Annotated in this window: 12 protein-coding genes; 5 read left to right on the top strand and 7 right to left on the bottom strand. The window is 63.4% G+C overall.

The window, feature by feature from the left end; genetic code table 11:
• Positions 1-13 precede the first annotated feature (13 nt).
• The 5 genes from P3T25_RS27240 to P3T25_RS27220 form a co-directional block, all read right to left on the bottom strand.
• On the bottom strand, positions 14-931 hold the full coding sequence (locus P3T25_RS27240; protein ID WP_266241927.1) for a carbohydrate kinase family protein: 918 nt from the start codon (positions 929-931) through the stop codon (positions 14-16).
• A 5-nt stretch (positions 932-936) separates the two neighbouring features.
• The gene (locus P3T25_RS27235; RefSeq protein WP_429359751.1) at positions 937-2,211 is read right to left on the bottom strand and encodes an AGE family epimerase/isomerase; all 1,275 of its coding nucleotides are present in this window, start codon (positions 2,209-2,211) and stop codon (positions 937-939) included.
• A complete protein-coding gene (locus P3T25_RS27230; RefSeq protein WP_154558835.1) occupies positions 2,208-3,194 on the bottom strand; it encodes a LacI family DNA-binding transcriptional regulator in 987 nt (328 codons plus the stop codon). Before P3T25_RS27230 ends, P3T25_RS27235 begins: the two co-directional genes overlap by 4 nt.
• Positions 3,195-3,422: 228 nt before the next feature.
• Positions 3,423-5,276, bottom strand: coding sequence for an EAL domain-containing protein (locus P3T25_RS27225; RefSeq protein ID WP_429359749.1), 1,854 nt, complete (start codon positions 5,274-5,276; stop codon positions 3,423-3,425).
• A gap of 276 nt (positions 5,277-5,552) precedes the next feature.
• Positions 5,553-6,581, bottom strand: coding sequence for a bile acid:sodium symporter family protein (locus P3T25_RS27220; RefSeq protein WP_171925103.1), 1,029 nt, complete (start codon positions 6,579-6,581; stop codon positions 5,553-5,555).
• A gap of 553 nt (positions 6,582-7,134) precedes the next feature.
• On the opposite strand from P3T25_RS27220, the gene P3T25_RS27215 reads away from it, so the two are divergent.
• From P3T25_RS27215 to P3T25_RS27200, 4 genes are all read left to right on the top strand, one after another.
• A complete protein-coding gene (locus P3T25_RS27215; RefSeq protein ID WP_171925194.1) occupies positions 7,135-7,683 on the top strand; it encodes a hypothetical protein in 549 nt (182 codons plus the stop codon).
• 565 nt (positions 7,684-8,248) lie between these two features.
• Positions 8,249-9,337, top strand: coding sequence for a porin (locus tag P3T25_RS27210; RefSeq protein ID WP_171925104.1), 1,089 nt, complete (start codon positions 8,249-8,251; stop codon positions 9,335-9,337).
• A 215-nt stretch (positions 9,338-9,552) separates the two neighbouring features.
• A complete protein-coding gene (locus P3T25_RS27205; RefSeq protein ID WP_429359746.1) occupies positions 9,553-10,491 on the top strand; it encodes a LysR family transcriptional regulator in 939 nt (312 codons plus the stop codon).
• Positions 10,492-10,569: 78 nt separating this feature from the next.
• Positions 10,570-14,139, top strand: coding sequence for a methylmalonyl-CoA mutase family protein (locus P3T25_RS27200; RefSeq protein ID WP_429359744.1), 3,570 nt, complete (start codon positions 10,570-10,572; stop codon positions 14,137-14,139).
• 136 nt (positions 14,140-14,275) lie between these two features.
• Here the strand turns inward: P3T25_RS27200 and P3T25_RS27195 are convergent, their stop codons facing one another.
• Positions 14,276-15,235 (bottom strand): NAD(P)H-dependent flavin oxidoreductase, encoded by a 960-nt coding sequence (locus P3T25_RS27195; protein WP_429359742.1) that lies wholly within the window; start codon positions 15,233-15,235, stop codon positions 14,276-14,278.
• 323 nt (positions 15,236-15,558) lie between these two features.
• Here P3T25_RS27195 and P3T25_RS27190 point away from each other — a divergent pair, with 323 nt between their 5' ends.
• The gene (locus P3T25_RS27190) at positions 15,559-16,449 is read left to right on the top strand and encodes an alpha/beta fold hydrolase (protein WP_266241919.1); all 891 of its coding nucleotides are present in this window, start codon (positions 15,559-15,561) and stop codon (positions 16,447-16,449) included.
• 75 nt (positions 16,450-16,524) lie between these two features.
• Here P3T25_RS27190 and P3T25_RS27185 read toward each other — a convergent pair whose 3' ends face one another.
• A complete protein-coding gene (locus tag P3T25_RS27185; protein ID WP_093644768.1) occupies positions 16,525-16,995 on the bottom strand; it encodes an Lrp/AsnC family transcriptional regulator in 471 nt (156 codons plus the stop codon).
• Positions 16,996-17,078: the final 83 nt, after the last annotated feature.

Here is a 17,078-nt window from a genome sequence, read left to right as displayed (position 1 = left end):
CAAGGCAAAAAAACTACAGCAGCGCCACAACCTCATCCAAAGAAGGTGCATGCGCGCCAGCATGGCGGCACGCCGCGGCGCCGGCGGCCAGAGAAAAGGCCAGGTGCTCCGGCCACGCTCGCTGCGGTGCGGTCATCAAGCTGAACAGCAGACCGCCAATCGAGGCATCCCCCGCTCCAACCGTATCGATAACTTCCACTCGTGGTGGCCGGGCCTCTACAACCATCGCGCCGTCGATCAACATGGACGTCTCCGGTCCACGCGTGACCAGCACGGTGGCGGCGGGATTCATCGCCCGCAACTGCGCAAGTGCGCCGGCCTCGTCGTCCGTCTTGAACAGCATGCGCAAATCTTCGTCCGACACCTTGATCAGATCAGCCAGCGCGGCCATCTTCCGCAATGTGGGCTCGTAGCCATGCTCCATCAGATTGCGGTAATTCGGATCGAAACTGATCTTCACGCCGCGCGAGCGCAACTCGGCGGCCAGCGCGGCAAGCGTGTCGCCAAGCGGCTGACGCACCAGGCTGATGCAGCCAAAATGCGCCCACTTCACCTGCCCGATCCAGCCAGCCGGCAGGCGCGTCGGATCGAACGCCAGATCGGCGCCGTTTTCACCCATGAAAAAGTATGCCGGCGGATGCGTTTGATGAACGATCGCCAGCAGAGGTGGGCGCTCCACGCGCTGCATGAAGCGCATGTCGAGCCCTGCGGCGACGCTTGCGTTCCACAGTTCGTCGGAGAAGTTATCGACGCCCAGTGAGCCGGCACACGCCGTCGGCAAACCGAGCCGCGCCACGCAGCGCGCGACGTTCCAGCCGGCGCCGCCAGGACGCGAGAGCCATTGCGAGGCGCCGGTCCGCACGAGATCGGTGAGGATGTCGCCGGCCGAGACGAAGAAGGGGAATTCGGTGTTTGCGCTCAAGTTGCTCATTTTGCTTACTCCGCGGATTCGGACGCAGCGGCCGCGCCGTCAGGCAGTGCGTGCGCCAGCACCTCGTAGCACGCGCCCATCGTGTGATAGTCGGTCTTGCCGGCGGGACTCTTTTCGTCGCTGTACTTACGGTTGTCGCACGTGAGGATGCGGTACCACGCGCCATACTTGTGATCGACGAAATGCGCCCAGCTATAGCGCCAGATCTCGTCGTACCAGTCCCAGAAACGCTCGTTGCCGGTGCGCTTGGCGAGCAGCGCCGCGGTCGCGAAGGTCTCTGCCTGGACCCAGAAATACTTGTCGTGGTCGCACACGGTGCCGTCCGGGCCGAAGCCGTAATAGAGGCCACCGTGGTCTTCGTCCCAGGCGTGGGTCATCGCGGCGTCGAATAGCTCAATCGCGCGCGGCAGCAGCCACGGCAACGGACGATAGCGCTCGAGAATCAGCAGCAGCTTGGCCCACTCGGTCTGGTGCCCAGGCTGGAAGCCCCACGGACGGAAGATGTTCGAGCTGTCTTCCTCGTTGTAATGCCAGTCGACCGACCAGTCCGCGTGAAAGTGCTCCCACACGAGTCCTTGCGACAGCTTCGCCTGGCGCAGCGTGATGTTCGACGCCACCCGTTCCGCACGATCGAGATAGACCAGGTGCCCGGTTGCCTCGTGGGCGGTCAGCAGCGCCTCGGTGGTGTGCATGTTCGCGTTCTGGCCGCGGTACGAACTGACGCGCCAGTCGGGTGTCGCCTCGTCAGCATAGAGGCCGGCGGCGGCGTCCCAGAAGCGGTGTTCCATCAACTCGAAGGTCGCGCCGATCATCGGCCTGGCTTCCTCGATGCCGGCCATCGCCGCATGCGAATACGCGAGCAGCACGAATGCGAGGCCGTAGCAGTGGCGCGTTGCGTCGAGCGTGTGTTTCTTGCCGTCGCGCCATTCGAGCTCCCAGTCGTAGCCTTCGTGTTCGGCGTCCCAATGCGCTTCGCGCAGGAAGCGCAAACCGTGGCGCGCGTACTCGAGATGCTGTGGGTCGCCGAACTGACGATAGGCCATCGCGTAGTTGTAGATGTAGCGGCACGTGCTCACCAGATGCCGCGTGGTCTTGTCGTAGACGGAGCCGTCGTCGCGGAAGAAATGGAAGAAGCCGCCGCTCGGATCGAGCACGTTCGGCGCGTAAAAGTGCAGCGTGTCCTGCACATGAGCGATCAGAAAATCGCGGCTGCGAAAGCTGTCGACGGGCGGCGCCGCGGCGGCGCCGTTGGCGGGGTGAAGCGGATCGGATTGCGTCATGGCGTTTTTACCAAAGTACTGGCACGGGCAATGAGATGGACGGGCAAGCGGACTTCGAGTTCAGCGGGTGTATCTTCAAGCAGCAACTCGACGCCGCGCCGGCCGAGCGCTTCCTTGTCGACCGAAATGGTCGACAAGGGCGGCGTGGCATGCGCGGCGGCGGGAATGTCGTCGAAGCCGATGATGGCAATATCCTCGGGCACGCGGATGCCGCGCGCGAGGCACGCACGCAGCGCGGCGAGCGCTGCGGCGTCGTTGTAGGCGAATACGGCGTCGGGCCGCGGGCCGGGTGCGTCGAGCAACTGGTGCATCGCGCGTGCAGCGCCGGTGTCGGGATCGAGGCCTGCGTCGATCGTGAGTTCCAGCGATGGGTCGAACAACAAGCCCGCTTCGAAAAACGCGCGCCTGTAACCGAGCGCGCGCTGGGCGATGCTGAAGTGCGCGAGCGAGCCGCCGATGAACGCGACGCGCTTGCGCTGCTGTTCGAACAGATGCCGCATGGCGAGCGTGGCGCCCGCGGCGTTGTCGAGGTTCACCGAGCGCAGGCCGGGCGCCCACAGGTCGATCAACACGAGCGGGCGTTGCATCGCCACCAGTGTGGTCAGCGTTTCGGGCTCCACGAAACCGGCGATCGCTACCGCGTCCGGCGCATGCAGACGCATCTGCTGGATCACGTCTTCGGTCGGACCGGCGGTCAGCACGGAAGGCACGATGCCGCGTTCGCGGCACGCGTCTTCCACGCCATGCAGCACGTGCGAAAAGAACGGGCTGACGGCGAAATTGTTGTGCTGACGGTGCAACAGAAAGGTGAGACGGCGGATGCGCGGCCGCAACTGGGCGGCGTCATAGCCGAGCTGCCGCGCCGCTTCGACCACGCGTTCGCGGGTGGCCTCGGAAAGGCCGGGCTGATTCTTCAATGCGCGTGAGACGGTGCCGATCGACACGCTGGCCGCGCGGGCGACGTCGCGGATGGTTGTGGCCATCGAATGAAGCGGCCGCAAGTGGGGCGGCCGCACGGTGTTTGGGTTCGGCCGATTGTATAGTAAAACGTGGCTAAAACAGCCTCGTGAACGTGTGATCCGTACCCGGAAATACCCGTAGACAGTGCTGCTGGCCTGATTTATGTTGTTTAGTAAAATAAACTAAACAAGGCGTGGGCGTGGGCGTGGGCGTGGGCGTGGCTTGGCTTTGGCGTGGGCGCGCCAGCGCACTCAGTCGACGGCCATCGCCGCCATGTCGGCCTGTCCGCGTAACAGCACCACGCTCTCATCCGCGTCGATCAGCACGAAGCCGCTCGTCTCGTGCTTCGCGCGCCGCTTCGCCAGCGCCGCGACGGACGCGATTTCCTCGCTGCTGTAAAACGACGGCCCGCCGTCCGACTCGACGCGCACGCAGCCGATGGCCATCGTCACGAAGCTGAAGAAGGTCGGATTGCCGCGCCGGTCTTCACCGTGGATGCCGCCGGCCAGCCGGTCGGTGGGCGCGTAGAAGCGCTGCGCGCCTTCGTTGAACAGGTGAATCGCGCGCAGTACGCGCTCCTGCCAGTCCTCGCTCTGGAACAGGATCAGAAAGTCGTCGCCGCCGACGTGACCCAGGAAATCGCGGGTCGGGTCGCAGACGTCGGCGAGTACGGCGGCAGCGAATTTCAACACCTCGTCACCTTGCCAGTAGCCGTACTGATCGTTGAAGGGCTTGAAGTGGTTCAGGTCGACGTAGCACGCGTAGAAGCCCGCGTCGTTGCCCAACAGGCGGGCGATGTGCGAGCTGATCGGGATGTTGCCCGGTAAGAAGGTCAGTGGGTTCGCATAGCGCGCGGCTTCGATGCGCACCTCGGTCACCGCGCGCACCAGCTTCTCGCCGGTGCCGAGACCGGCGTATTTGCCGTGGTTGTCGGTGATGACGAAGCCGTCGGCGAGATAACGCTGATCGTCGCTTGCAAGAAGTTTGGCCATCTGTTCGACGGTCATCGATTGCTCGATGATCACCGGCGACGCGTTCGCAAACTGCAGGCATGGCCGCTTGCCGAACAGCTCGCGGTGGTAAGGCAGCGCGTAGCGGTCCATAAAGCTGCGGCGGTTGATGAGCGCAACCGGCTCGTCGTGTTCGACCACCGCTACCGCATGCAGATCGGGCAGGCGGTTGAACAGTTCGAGCACGTCGTTGTTGGTCGCGTGGCGCGGCAGCGCGGGCGCATGCACCATCATCTTCGCCGATGCCATGCCGCCCGACGGCGACGCGCTGCTCGCTGTGCGCGTGGTCTCCGGGAATACGGCGATGTGACCGGCGCGCAGTGCGTCGCGGGCGTCGTCGGTGACGCTACTGGCCGGCTGGGCATGCGGCCGGCCGAAGAAAAACCCCTGCCCGCAGCCGATCCCCATGTCGCGCACCACGATCAGATCTGCTTCGTCTTCGATGCCTTCGGCCACCAGCCGCGCGCCGCTTGCGTTGGCGAAGTGCTGCATCGCGCGCACGGCTTCGAATTTCAGCGAGTCGCTGGAGATGCCGTGGATGAAGAAGCGGTCGATCTTCACGACGTCCGGTTGCAGGCGCACCCAAAGATTCATGCTGGCGTTCGCGGTGCCGTAATCGTCGAGCGCGAACTGCGCGCCGGCCGTGCGCAACGTCGAAATCACCGGCAGGAAGCTGGCGACATCCAGAATCGTGCTTTGCTCGGTCAACTCGATCACGATCCGTTGCGGATCGACACCGCGACGACGCAGCAGCGCGAGCGTGTCGTCGTGCGCGTCGGCCAACTGACGGATTGCTCCCGCGCTGAAATTGAGAAACAGCTTGCCGTCGAAATCGAGCTTCGCGAACGCGTTGATGCAGGTGCGCGCGGCGGCCTGCTCGAGTTCAAGCGCGCAGCCCTCGGCGAGCGCTTGCGAAAACAGGGCGAACGGCGTTTCGAGCGGTGTGCCGGCGGGGCCACGGATCAGACCTTCGTAGCCGAGGATCGCGCCGTCGTCGAAATCGATGATCGGCTGGAATACGGCGGACAAGTCACGCCGGGCGATCAACTCCTCGATACGCGGCGTAGCGGATCGGGAGGGCGAACGAGGTTGCATGGCAGTTAGGCGTAGCGATCGACCTTCGTCTTATCGACCCATTCAGCCTGGAGTTAAGTGAAGTTTCAGTGACGCGTTGCACCGAGGTGGTGCGTCGCGGCCTTGGGCCAGCTGGCGACGGTTGTGCCACGACCAGGACTTTGCCTATGCCATCCGGCTGAGGCGACAGCGGCGGCGTTTGAGCGTGAAATAACAAAAAAGCCGCACGAGGCGGCTTTCTTCAAATGACGCTCAGGGAGGGCGCTTATGAATGTCCTGTTTGCATTGCGCGCGTATTCAACGTCGCGCGACAGCGGCGGCGGGCCGCTCGCGCGGAGCCGCGCGGGTTTCGCCGCTGGTGTCGCGAGCCCCCCAGCGCTGCGCGAGCGCGGCGCACACCATGAGCTGGATCTGGTGGAACAGCATCAGGGGCAAGACCACGGCGCCCACCGCATGCGAGGCGAAAATCACTTTGGCCATCGGTACGCCGGCGGCGAGGCTTTTCTTCGAACCGCAGAAGATGATCGTGATCTGGTCGGCGCGGTTGAAGCCGAGCCGCTTGCTAACCAGGATCGTCACGCCCAGCGCGAGCGCGAGCAGCACAACGCTGATCAACAGCAGGCCGCCAAGTGCGGACAGCGGGATCTGGTGCCACAGGCCTTCGTCAACGGCCTCGCTGAACGCGCCGTACACCACCAGCAGGATCGAGCCCTGGTCGACGAACTTCAGTACGCCGCGATTACGCTCGATCCATTTGCCGATCAGCGGGCGCAGCAACTGCCCGGCCACGAACGGCACCAGCAGTTGCAAAACGATGTTGCCCACCGTATGCCACGGCGAGGCGCCGCCGCTCGCAGCCTGATTGGTGACGACGAGGCTGACGAGCGCGGGGGTGATGAAGATGCCCAGCAGGCTCGAGGCCGACGCGCTGCATACGGCCGCCGGCACGTTGCCTTTGGCAATGGACGTGAACGCGATCGACGATTGAACCGTCGACGGCAGCGTGCAGAGGAAGAGGACCCCCGCGTAGAGCGCCGGCGTGACAAGTGGCGAAAGGAGCGGTTTAAGCGCGAGGCCGAGCAGCGGAAACAGCGCGAACGTGCTGAGCAGCACTACCAGATGCAAACGCCAGTGCGTCGCGCCCGCAACGATCGCTTCGCGTGAGAGCTTGGCGCCGTGCAGGAAAAACAGCAGGCCGACCGCAACGTTCGTCACCCAGTTGAACCCGACGGCGGCCTGCCCGTGAACCGGCAGGAGGCTGGCAAGGATCACGGTGCCCACGAGGCACAAGGTGAAATTGTCGGGAAGCAGTTTCGGGCGAGCCATGGCGGAATCTCGATTCGGTGATGCGGAAAGCAGGGCGCGCGAATCTGCCCGCCTCAGGCTATGGGAAACGGCTATTGTTGTTGAAAACCGATTGAATATGCAAATTCATTTACCGAATCGATTAATGAGCGTCGCGCATCAGATCGTTGCCTCGGCGGTCTCACGCCCGGGCCGGCGGGCAGTTCCAGTATTGGTGACCGTATCTGTTTGGTCCACCGCCGTTTTGACAATCCGGCAAAAAACCGGCTTGGATTCGTCATACTCAGGGACCCTCAGCGGATCTTGCAAAGGCCGCTCGAGCAAGCTGTTTCAAGGCTTTCGCGCAAGGACACTGTCGCGGAAAAACGTCGCAGTAACAAGGTGTTACAACAGCGGTCGAGGCCTAACACTTTTTGGCTCGACACCCTTTGCCGACACCCATAAATTACGCTCAAAGGCCATCGGGATGCCCCGCGCCGCGACAGATACGCAGCGCTCGTGCCGGTCCCAGAACAAGTCCATCGCAGCTCGAACGGTGGGCTTCAGGCAGGTCTTCGGGCATGTGAGTCACTTGGTGGACGGGTTGTCGAGAACGAAGCACTGGGCGTTGGGCGCGGTTATCACTGCGCTGTGCTCGTTCGCCTATGCAAAAGTGCCTGGCGTACCGCACGGCGGCGGTGGTGGCGGTTATTCGCATGCCGCCACGGGTCACGCAATGCGCGGTGATGCGCGCAACGGCGGCTATTACTATGGCGCCGCCAATGCGAGACCGGCTCGCAACAACATGGCCGAGAGCAACGCGCACTCGCCGCGTGGCGGTTCGAACTTCGCCCCCGGCAACTACGCCAACGGCTTTGGCGGCTACAACCCCGGCATGCATCGTGTCACCGGGCCGGCCGGATATCCTAACGACAGCCGCGGCGGCATGCAGTACGCCGGCGCTATCACGCCTGTCAGCGCCGAATCGCGCGCGGTGCCGCGTCCGCCGCCCAACGCGCCGGTTCGCGCCGGTTCGATTCGCGCCGATGTCGCCCGCTACAACGAAGAGCGCGGCGCCCCGCGTGCAGTGCAGCGCCAAGGGGACGACCCGCGTCAGCAGGAAGGTTCGCCGTACCGTAACTAATGGCAGCATGGGAGTCTTGCTCCCGCGCAATGTGGTCTAACGCCGCTCCTCGTCGTACCTCTCGTCTCACCGATTTTCCCTCCCATGCTTCGCCGAATCCGCTTCTCCGGCTTTCAAACCGGTTGCTGTGGTATTGCGCGTCGCTGCCGTCCAAAAAAGCCCCTGTCAATGTGACGTTTCGACACCACACTTTTTTGAAAACATTCGGCAGCAAACCGTCTCCCGTCGTCAAATTTGATCGTTTTCGCCGCGGCGCGTCATCCGCATGTCATTTGAACCGTTATCACCCAGTCGGGCGCAATGTCAGTAACGCTTTGCGCGGAACCGCAAAGTCCGCGGCGATGCAGTGACGACGTACACGGCCACCGCTTTATCAGGCCGATAAGTGGCAAAACTAATCAGATCGCTATACCCGCAATAACCCACGATATTTTTGTCCATAAAAATGGTCCGCAAAGATGGTCCCGCCCAGATTGGCTCGATGATCGAACGGACAACAACAATCATTCGCGCGAGCTTCCCCTTTCGCACAGCTACACCTTTTTTGACAAAGACAGGAGAATCCATGAAAACAAGCATCAGCAGTGCGCTGAAGACCACCCTCAAGGCAACCGCGTGTGCCGCCCTGCTGGCCAGTGCATCGTCTGCTTTTGCGCAATCGAGCGTGCAACTCTACGGTCAGGTCGACGAATGGGTCGGCGCGCAGAAATTCCCGGGCGGCAAGACGGCGGTCCAGGTGTCCGGTGGCGGCATGTCGACGTCGTACTGGGGCTTGAAGGGGGCTGAGGATCTGGGCAACGGCTACAAGGCGATCTTCACGTTAGAAGGCTTCTTCCGTGCGCAGAACGGCCAGTTCGGCCGCTTCCAGGGCGACACGATGTTCTCGCGTAACGCATACGTCGGTATCGAATCGCCGTACGGCACGGTGACGGCAGGCCGTCTGACCACGCCGCTGTTCGTGTCGACGATTCTGTTCAACCCGTTCATCGACTCGTACGTGTTCTCGCCGATGGTGACCCACGTGTACCTCGGGCTGGGCACGTTCCCGACGTACTCGACGGATCAGGGCGTGACAGGCGATTCGGGCTGGAACAACGCGGTGTCGTACTCATCGCCGAACTTCAACGGCCTGTCCGCGACGGCGATGTACGCGCTCGGCAACACGGCGGGTCAGAACAGCGCGAAGAAGTGGAGCGGCCAGGTGCTGTACTTCCACGGCCCGTTCGCGGCGACCGCGGTGTACCAGTACGTGAACTTCAACAATGTGCCGGTCGACCTCGGCAGCTTCAATACGTCGGGAGTTCCGGGCCTGAAGAGCCAGAGCGTGGCGCAAGCCGGCGTCTCGTACGACATGAAGTTCGTGAAGTTCTTTGGGCAGTACATGTACACGTATAACCAGCAAACCATTTCGAGCTGGCACGTGAATACGGCGCAGGGTGGCGTGTCCGTGCCGGCCGGCCCGGGCACGGTGATGGCGTCGTACGCCTATTCGCGCGACGGCGGCGGCTTCGACCAGACCCGCCAGACGGCTGCAGTCGGCTACGACTATCCGCTGTCCAAGCGCACGGATATCTACGCGGCTTATATGTACGACAAGATTACCAGCCAGTCGAGCGGCAACACGTACGGCGTCGGCCTGCGCGCGAAGTTCTAAGCCTCTGGGGGCAAAGCATGCGGCGCCTGCGAGCAGGTACCGCGCGATGCCAACCCTGCCGAACCAGGCAATACCAGTAAAGCCCACCTTCTCCGGAAGGTGGGCTTTACTGCTTCTGGCGTCCGTTTTCGCGCCCGCGTCCATCCGATTTGCCGCCCAGTCTTTGATAAACCCGGCAAAATGGCGCCGATTGATTCCTGAGGCGAGCGATTGAGATGGATACCCTTGTCAGCATGAAAGTGTTTCGCCATGTGGTCGAAGTCGGCAGCTTTGTCGGCGCGGCCGAGCGGATGGAGATGTCGGCGGCAATGGCGAGCAAGCACGTGATGCACCTTGAGCAGCAACTCGGCGCGCGTTTGCTGAACCGCACGACGCGCCGGGTCGCGCCGACCGAGGCGGGTCGCGAATACTACGAGCGCTTGAGCCAGGTGCTTAGCGAACTCGAAGAAGCCGAGCAGGTGGTGGGCGCGGCGAGCGTCGTGCCACAAGGGCGCTTGCGGGTGTCGTCGCTGTCGGCATTCGGCTTGAGCCATGTGATGGCCGCGGTGGCCGACTACGCCGCGCAGTATCCGCAGGTCACCGTGGACATAACCCTGTCCGACCGCGTGGTCGAACTGATCGACGAAGGCTTCGACGTCGCGATCCGGGCTTCACCGAGCGGGCTGAAGTCGTCTTCGCTGATCGCGCGTCAGATTGCGACCGCCCATCTGGTGCTGTGCGCATCGCCGGCCTATCTGCGCCGGCACGGCACGCCGAAGACCGTCGCCGATCTGGCGCGTCACAACTATCTGCAATACGCGGGCGTGGCTCCCCTGGAAATCGCGACCGCGACCGGCAACGGCACGCCGCGCGTGCGCCTCACCGGCAACCTGATCGTCAACCACCTGGAGGCGCAGCGGGTGATCGTGCTGCAAGGCGCGGGTATCGCGATGCTCGGCACCGAGGTGATCGGCGACGATCTGGCCACGGGGCGTCTGGTGCCGCTGCTGGTGGACGACGTGCCCCCACGCGAGTTGCCGATCCACGTCGTGTACGCGAGCCGCAGGCATCTGTCGGCCAAGGTGCGTTCGTTTGTCGACTTCCTGGCCGAGCGGTTCGCGAACGAATCGCTGTGGCCTTCGCTCGAGCAGATCAAAGCGCTCGCGGTGCGGTAGGCGGCCCGGTCGAGGCGCTCCTACCTGTTTAGCTATACTGGTTGCCAGCACCCATACGCGTAACGATCTGGGGGAGACATGACCGATCTGTCCACGCCGCAGCGCGCCGGTGGCCACAAGCTGCCTGCGGGTCGGCGCCTGCGTTTCGTCACCGCTGCCGCCTTGTTCGACGGACACGACGCATCGATCAACATCATGCGGCGCATCCTCCAGGCGAGCGGCGTAGAGGTGATCCACCTCGGCCACAACCGCTCCGTCAATGAAGTGGCCACCGCCGCGCTGCACGAAGACGCCGACGGCGTCGCCGTGTCCAGCTATCAGGGCGGCCATAACGAATACTTCCGCTATCTCGTCGACCTGTTGCGCGCGCGCGGCGGCGAGCGCATCAAGGTATTCGGCGGCGGTGGGGGCGTGATCGTTCCTGACGAGATTGCCGAGCTCGAGCGTTATGGTGTCGAGAAGATCTACTCGCCGCATGACGGCCAGCGGCTCGGCCTGCAAGGCATGATCGACGACATGATTGCGCGCTGCGCTGAGGTGGCGCGCGCTGCGGCCGCCGTACGGGAGAGTCCGGTTGGCGAGTGGGTGGCCGATTTGTCGGCGAGTGGGCTGCCGCGTTTCGAGCCGCGCGCAGCGTCGCACGTCGAGACACGGACTGATGATCACGCCAACGCGCGCGATCTTTCCGGCAAGGCGCGGCAGGCGGGTGGAGGGCTCCAAGGCAGCCAGATCGACGGCACCATCGGCACCGCCAACACCGCCGAACAACCAGACCCTGCAGATTTCACCTTCCGCCGCCTTGCGCAACTGGTCAGCGCGTACGAAGCGGGCCGCGTCAAATCAGCCGAGCAGGAAATACTATCGGTCCTCGCCAAGGCGGTCGCGGTCCCCGTCCTGGGCGTCACCGGCACCGGCGGCGCCGGCAAATCCTCGCTCACCGACGAACTGATTCGCCGTTTTCGACTCGACTATGGCGACGCACTCACGATTGCCGTGCTGGCCATTGATCCGTCGCGTCGAAAATCCGGCGGCGCGCTGCTCGGCGACCGCATCCGCATGAACGCGATCGGTGATTGGGGCGGCGGCGCGCGCGTCTATATGCGTTCGATGGCGACGCGTGACGCATCGAGCGAAATCACGAGTTCATTGGAAGACGTGCTCAAGCTGTGCAAGGCCGCGGGCTTCGATCTGATCATCGTCGAAACGTCCGGGATCGGGCAGGGCAATGCGGCGATCGTGCCGTTCGTCGACGAATCCCTGTATGTGATGACGCCGGAATTCGGTGCGGCGAGTCAACTGGAAAAGATCGACATGCTCGACTTCGCCAGCTTCGTCGCGATCAACAAGTTCGACCGTAAAGGTGCGCCGGATGCGTTGCGCGATGTCGCGAAGCAGGTGCAGCGCAACCGTGGCGACTTCGCGAAGGCGCCCGACGCGATGCCGGTGTTCGGCACGATCGCCTCGCGCTTTAACGACGACGGCGTGACCGCGCTGTATCAGCACGTGGCCGAGGCGCTGCGCAGGCACGGTCTGCGCTCGGGCGGCGGCCGCCTGCCGGTGCTCGACAACCTGCGCTTTTCGAGCGGCCGCAACGCCATCGTGCCGCCGGCACGCGTGCGCTATCTGGCGGATGTCGCGCAGACCGTTCACGCGTATCGCGAGCGTGCCGACGCGCAAGCACGGGTGGCGCGTGAGCGCTGGCAACTTACAGAAGCGCGCCGCATGCTCGCCGAAGCTGATGCAGGCACAGGCACAGCCTTCGACGCCGCTACCGCCACCTCTGCAGGCTCAGACTCAAATGCCTCTGCAAACTCCGCAAACTCCGCAAACACGCCCCAAACCCAACTCGACACACTCATCGCCCAACGCACCGCCGACCTCGGCGAACGCGAACGCAAACTCCTCGAAGCCTGGCCGCAAACCGTGGCCGCCTATTCCGGCGACGAACACATAGTCCGCGTACGCGACCGCGAAATGCGCACCGCGCTCACCGTCACGACACTATCCGGATCCGAGGTCCGCAAAGTCGCGCTGCCGAAATTCGTCGACCACGGCGAAATCCTGCGCTGGCTGATGCTCGACAATCTCCCAGGCTACTTTCCGTTCACTGCCGGCGTGTTTCCGTTCCGCCGCGAAAACGAAGACCCGACACGGATGTTCGCCGGCGAAGGCGATCCGTTCCGCACCAACCGCCGGTTCAAATTGCTCTCCGAAGGCATGCCGGCCAAACGTCTTTCGACAGCCTTCGATTCGGTCACGCTCTACGGCGAAGAGCCACACGAGCGCCCCGACATCTACGGCAAGGTGGGCAACTCGGGCGTCTCCGTCGCGACGCTCGACGACATGAAAACGCTCTACGACGGCTTCGATCTGTGCGCGCCAGAGACGTCGGTGTCGATGACGATCAACGGGCCGGCGCCGACGATTCTCGCGATGTTCTTCAACGTCGCGATTGATCAACAGATCGCCCGTATGGTGCAGGAGCAAGGTCGTCCGCTCACGGAGGGCGAACTCGCCGCCGCTCGCCGCACAGCGCTGGAAAACGTGCGCGGCACCGTACAGGCCGACATCCTGAAGGAAGACCAAGGCCAGAACACGTGCATCTTTTCGACCGAGTTCAGCCTGAAAGTCATGGGCGATATTCAGGCGTACTTTGTCGATCACGGCGTGCGCAATTTCTATTCGGTGTCGATCTCCGGCTATCACATCGCCGAGGCGGGCGCGAACCCGATCTCGCAACTCGCCTACACGCTCGCGAACGGCTTCACCTATGTCGAGGCGTATCTCGCGCGCGGCATGTCGATCGACGACTTCGCGCCGAATCTGTCGTTCTTCTTTTCGAACGGCATGGACCCGGAGTACACGGTGCTCGGCCGTGTCGCGCGACGCATCTGGGCCATTGCAATGCGCGAACGCTACGGCGCGAACGAACGCAGCCAGAAGCTCAAGTATCACGTGCAAACCTCGGGCCGCAGCCTGCACGCGCAGGAAATCGACTTCAACGATATCCGCACCACGCTGCAGGCGCTGATCGCGATCTACGACAACTGCAATTCGCTGCACACCAATGCATTCGACGAAGCGATCACCACGCCCACCGAAGATTCGGTGCGCCGCGCGGTGGCGATCCAGTTGATCATCAACCGCGAATGGGGGCTGGCGAAGAATCAGAATCCGAATCAGGGCAGCTTTGTGATCGAGGAGTTGACCGATCTGGTGGAAGAAGCGGTGCTGGCGGAATTCGATCGGCTGACCGAGCGCGGCGGCGTGCTGGGCGCGATGGAAACGGGCTATCAGCGCGGACGGATTCAGGACGAGTCGATGCTGTACGAGCATCGCAAGCACGACGGCTCGTATCCGATCGTCGGCGTGAACACGTTTTTGAGCGCGCATCCGCATGAAGCGCCGCAGCCGATCGCGCTCGCCCGCTCCACCGACGAGGAAAAACAGAGCCAGTTGAAACGCCTGCGCGATTTTCAGGCGCAACACCGTGACGACGCACCCGCGGCGCTTGAACGCTTGAAGCGCGCAGTGATCGACGACGACAACGTGTTCGCGGTGCTGATGGACGTCGTGCGCGTCTGCTCGCTCGGGCAAATCACGCACGCGTTGTTTGAAGTGGGCGGGCAGTACCGCCGCAATATGTGAAGTTTGGGCGCGAGCCAGTACGCACGACCCACATGTGAGGCCCGCTCAAGGGACCTTGCATAACGCCTGGGTGTAAGTACCGTACATGCTGCGGCTCCAGAACCGAGAGCCGCAGCAAAACACCTTAACAAGCCACTTACCGCGCAATCCCCAACCGCGCTTTCGCGTCGTCATATTCCTGCGTCAAACGCCGAACCAGCTCACCAACGCTCGGCACGTCGTCCATCAGACCGACGCCCTGGCCTGCGCCCCAGATGTCCTTCCACGCCTTCGCCTTGTCGCTGCCGAAGTTCATCGCGGTCTTGTCCGATTCCGGTAGCGCCTCCGGGTCCAGCCCCGCATTCACGATACTTTCGCGGATGTAGTTGCCGTGCACGCCGGTGAACAGGTTCGTGTAGATGATGTCCGACGCCGTGGAATTGACGATCGCCTGTTTATAGCTGTCGACCGCGTGTGCCTCTTTGGTCGCGATGAAACGCGTGCCCATATAGGCGAGGTCCGCGCCCATGGCCTGCGCGGCAAGAATCGAGCCGCCGTTGGCGATCGAGCCGGACAGCACGATCGGGCCGTCGAACATGCGCCGCACCTCGCCGACCAGCGCGAACGGCGAGGTCGTGCCCGCGTGGCCGCCGGCGCCCGACGCCACCAGGATCAGTCCGTCGACACCCGCTTCCAGGGCCTTCTGCGCGTGCCGAAGGTTGATCACGTCATGCAGCACCATGCCGCCGTAGCTATGCACCGCGTCGACGATCTCGCGCGCCGGTGCGCGCAGGCTGGTGATGAAAATCGGCACCTTGTGTTCGACGCACACACGCACGTCGTGCTCGAGCCGCGTATTCGATTGGTGGACGATCTGGTTGACGGCGATCGGCCCGATGACCGCGTCGGGATTGGCCGCCTTGTGCTCGGCGAGCTGTGCCTGAATCTGCGTCAGCCATTCGTCGAGCAGTTCGGCCGGGCGAGCATTCAGCGCTGGGAACGAACCGACGATACCGGCCTTACATTGAGCTAACACGAGTTCGGGATAGCTGACGATGAACATCGGCGAAGCGACGACGGGCAGCGCGAGTTTTTGCAGGACGGCGGGCAATGCCATGGTGCGAGTCTCCTGATGAACGGACCGGTGCGGTGTAGAGCGCCCGGCGATAGTGAGTTTAGCGGCCCATGGCCTGTGGTGCGTCGAGACTGAACAGCAGCCGTGCTGCCGCTGCAATCCCACCACGCATTTGCCACGCGTTTGCCATGACCGCCCGGAAATTTAAGAACGATCGTTCGATTATAGGCGAAGCTGCCGGATCGTGTCCGTTTGGAACAGTTGGAAGGAGTGTTCAGGTTCTATGCTTGCGTGGGCTATCCCACCCCGCATCGACACATTGCGCTTCTACAATGGTTTGACTCCCAAACGACAAGAGACCCGCTATGGCCTTCGAGGATTTCACGCCCTTTCGTGTCGCCGTGGGCGACGTCGATATTTTCGGAGTGAGGGGCGGGGCAGGGCCGCCCCTGCTGTTGTTGCACGGTCACCCGCAGTCGCATCTGATCTGGCAGCGGTGCGCGGCGCAACTGGCGGAGCACTTCACCGTCATTGCCACCGACCTGCGTGGCTACGGCGCCTCGGGCAAACCGCCCAGCGACCCTGACCACACACCGTATTCCAAACGCGCGATGGCCGCTGATCAGGTCGCCGTGATGCGCAACTTCGGCTTCGAACGATTCCTCGTGTGCGCCCATGATCGCGGCGCCCGCGTCGCGCACCGGATGGCGCTCGATCATCCCGACGCCGTCGAGCGGTTGATGCTGCTCGACATCGCGCCGACGCTCGCGATGTACGAAGCCACCGACCGCGCCTTCGCGACACACTACTTCCACTGGTTCTTCCTGATCCAGCCAGAGCCGCTGCCAGAGACGCTGATCGGCGCGAACCCGGCCGCGTATGTCGATGCGGTAATGGGCAGCCGTCACGCGGGCCTCGCGCCGTTCGCGCCCGAAGCGCTTGACGCTTATCGCAGCGCGCTGGCGCAACCCGGCGCCGTGCATGCGATGTGTGAGGACTACCGGGCGTCGGCGAGCATCGACCTCGAACACGACCGTGCCGACATCGAGCGCGGTCACAAGATCGGCTGTCCGCTGCGTGTGTTGTGGGGCGAGCAGGGGGTGATCGAGAAGTGCTTCGACGCGCTGGCGGAATGGCGTCACGTCGCGCGGGACGTGAGCGGGCGCTCATTGCCGTGCGGGCATTACATTCCTGAAGAGGCGCCGGACGAACTGGTAGCGGAAATGCTGTCGTTCTTCGAGGCGGTCGAGCAGTAAGTGGCTTCGTTCGGCTCGCAACGCTGCCGCCGTTCGTTCACGCGCGAGGTGACGCGGCACGGCCGTGCGTTCCGCTCAGCCTAGCGGCGGCAAGCGGCGCGCGACCGGCGTCGACTTGACGATGGCGGTGCTGGTCTCCGCGCGCTCGGTCACCTTCGAGAGAATCTCGTCGAGCTGCTCGATCGAATGCAGGTAGAGGCGGCAGATGAAGCAGTCGTCGCCCGTCACCTTGTCGCATTCGACAAACTCCGGAATCCGCCGGATCACGTCTTCCACCAGATGCAACTGCCCGGGCAAGGGCTTCACGCGCACGATTGCCTGCAGCGTGAAGCCGAGCGCGCGCGGATCGATCTGCACGGTGAAGCGCTCGATCACGCCTTGCGCTTCGAGCCTGCGGACGCGTTCGGCCGTACTTGGCGCCGAGAGGCCAACCCGGCGCGCCAGTTCGCTGACCGGCTGGCGGGCGTCCGCCGCCAGCGCGGCGAGCAGGGCGCGGTCGGTTTCATCGAGCGTTGCGGGTGTGGCGGGAGCAAGGCGTTTGGTCATGACGGCCTTCGATTATTAGGTTTCTTCGCAGGATGACTTAAGTTTAGCCCTGTATTCGGGCGATCGGATTAATTACACTGCTT

This window comes from Paraburkholderia sp. GAS32 (assembly GCF_050434225.1).
Lineage (GTDB): Bacteria > Pseudomonadota > Gammaproteobacteria > Burkholderiales > Burkholderiaceae > Paraburkholderia > Paraburkholderia madseniana.
Note: the sequence above shows the minus strand (reverse complement) of the source record. Positions and strands in the feature narration are given on the sequence as shown.

What these genes read in the sequence shown, in the direction of transcription:
- P3T25_RS27240 (WP_266241927.1), bottom strand. Translation starts at nt 931, where the DNA reads ATGAGCAACTTGAGCGCAAACACCGAATTCCCCTTCTTCGTCTCGGCC.
- P3T25_RS27235 (WP_429359751.1), bottom strand. Translation starts at nt 2,211, where the DNA reads ATGACGCAATCCGATCCGCTTCACCCCGCCAACGGCGCCGCCGCGGCG.
- P3T25_RS27230 (WP_154558835.1), bottom strand. Translation starts at nt 3,194, where the DNA reads ATGGCCACAACCATCCGCGACGTCGCCCGCGCGGCCAGCGTGTCGATC.
- P3T25_RS27225 (WP_429359749.1), bottom strand. Translation starts at nt 5,276, where the DNA reads ATGCAACCTCGTTCGCCCTCCCGATCCGCTACGCCGCGTATCGAGGAG.
- P3T25_RS27220 (WP_171925103.1), bottom strand. Translation starts at nt 6,581, where the DNA reads ATGGCTCGCCCGAAACTGCTTCCCGACAATTTCACCTTGTGCCTCGTG.
- P3T25_RS27210 (WP_171925104.1), top strand. Translation starts at nt 8,249, where the DNA reads ATGAAAACAAGCATCAGCAGTGCGCTGAAGACCACCCTCAAGGCAACC.
- P3T25_RS27205 (WP_429359746.1), top strand. Translation starts at nt 9,553, where the DNA reads ATGGATACCCTTGTCAGCATGAAAGTGTTTCGCCATGTGGTCGAAGTC.
- P3T25_RS27200 (WP_429359744.1), top strand. Translation starts at nt 10,570, where the DNA reads ATGACCGATCTGTCCACGCCGCAGCGCGCCGGTGGCCACAAGCTGCCT.
- P3T25_RS27195 (WP_429359742.1), bottom strand. Translation starts at nt 15,235, where the DNA reads ATGGCATTGCCCGCCGTCCTGCAAAAACTCGCGCTGCCCGTCGTCGCT.
- P3T25_RS27190 (WP_266241919.1), top strand. Translation starts at nt 15,559, where the DNA reads ATGGCCTTCGAGGATTTCACGCCCTTTCGTGTCGCCGTGGGCGACGTC.
- P3T25_RS27185 (WP_093644768.1), bottom strand. Translation starts at nt 16,995, where the DNA reads ATGACCAAACGCCTTGCTCCCGCCACACCCGCAACGCTCGATGAAACC.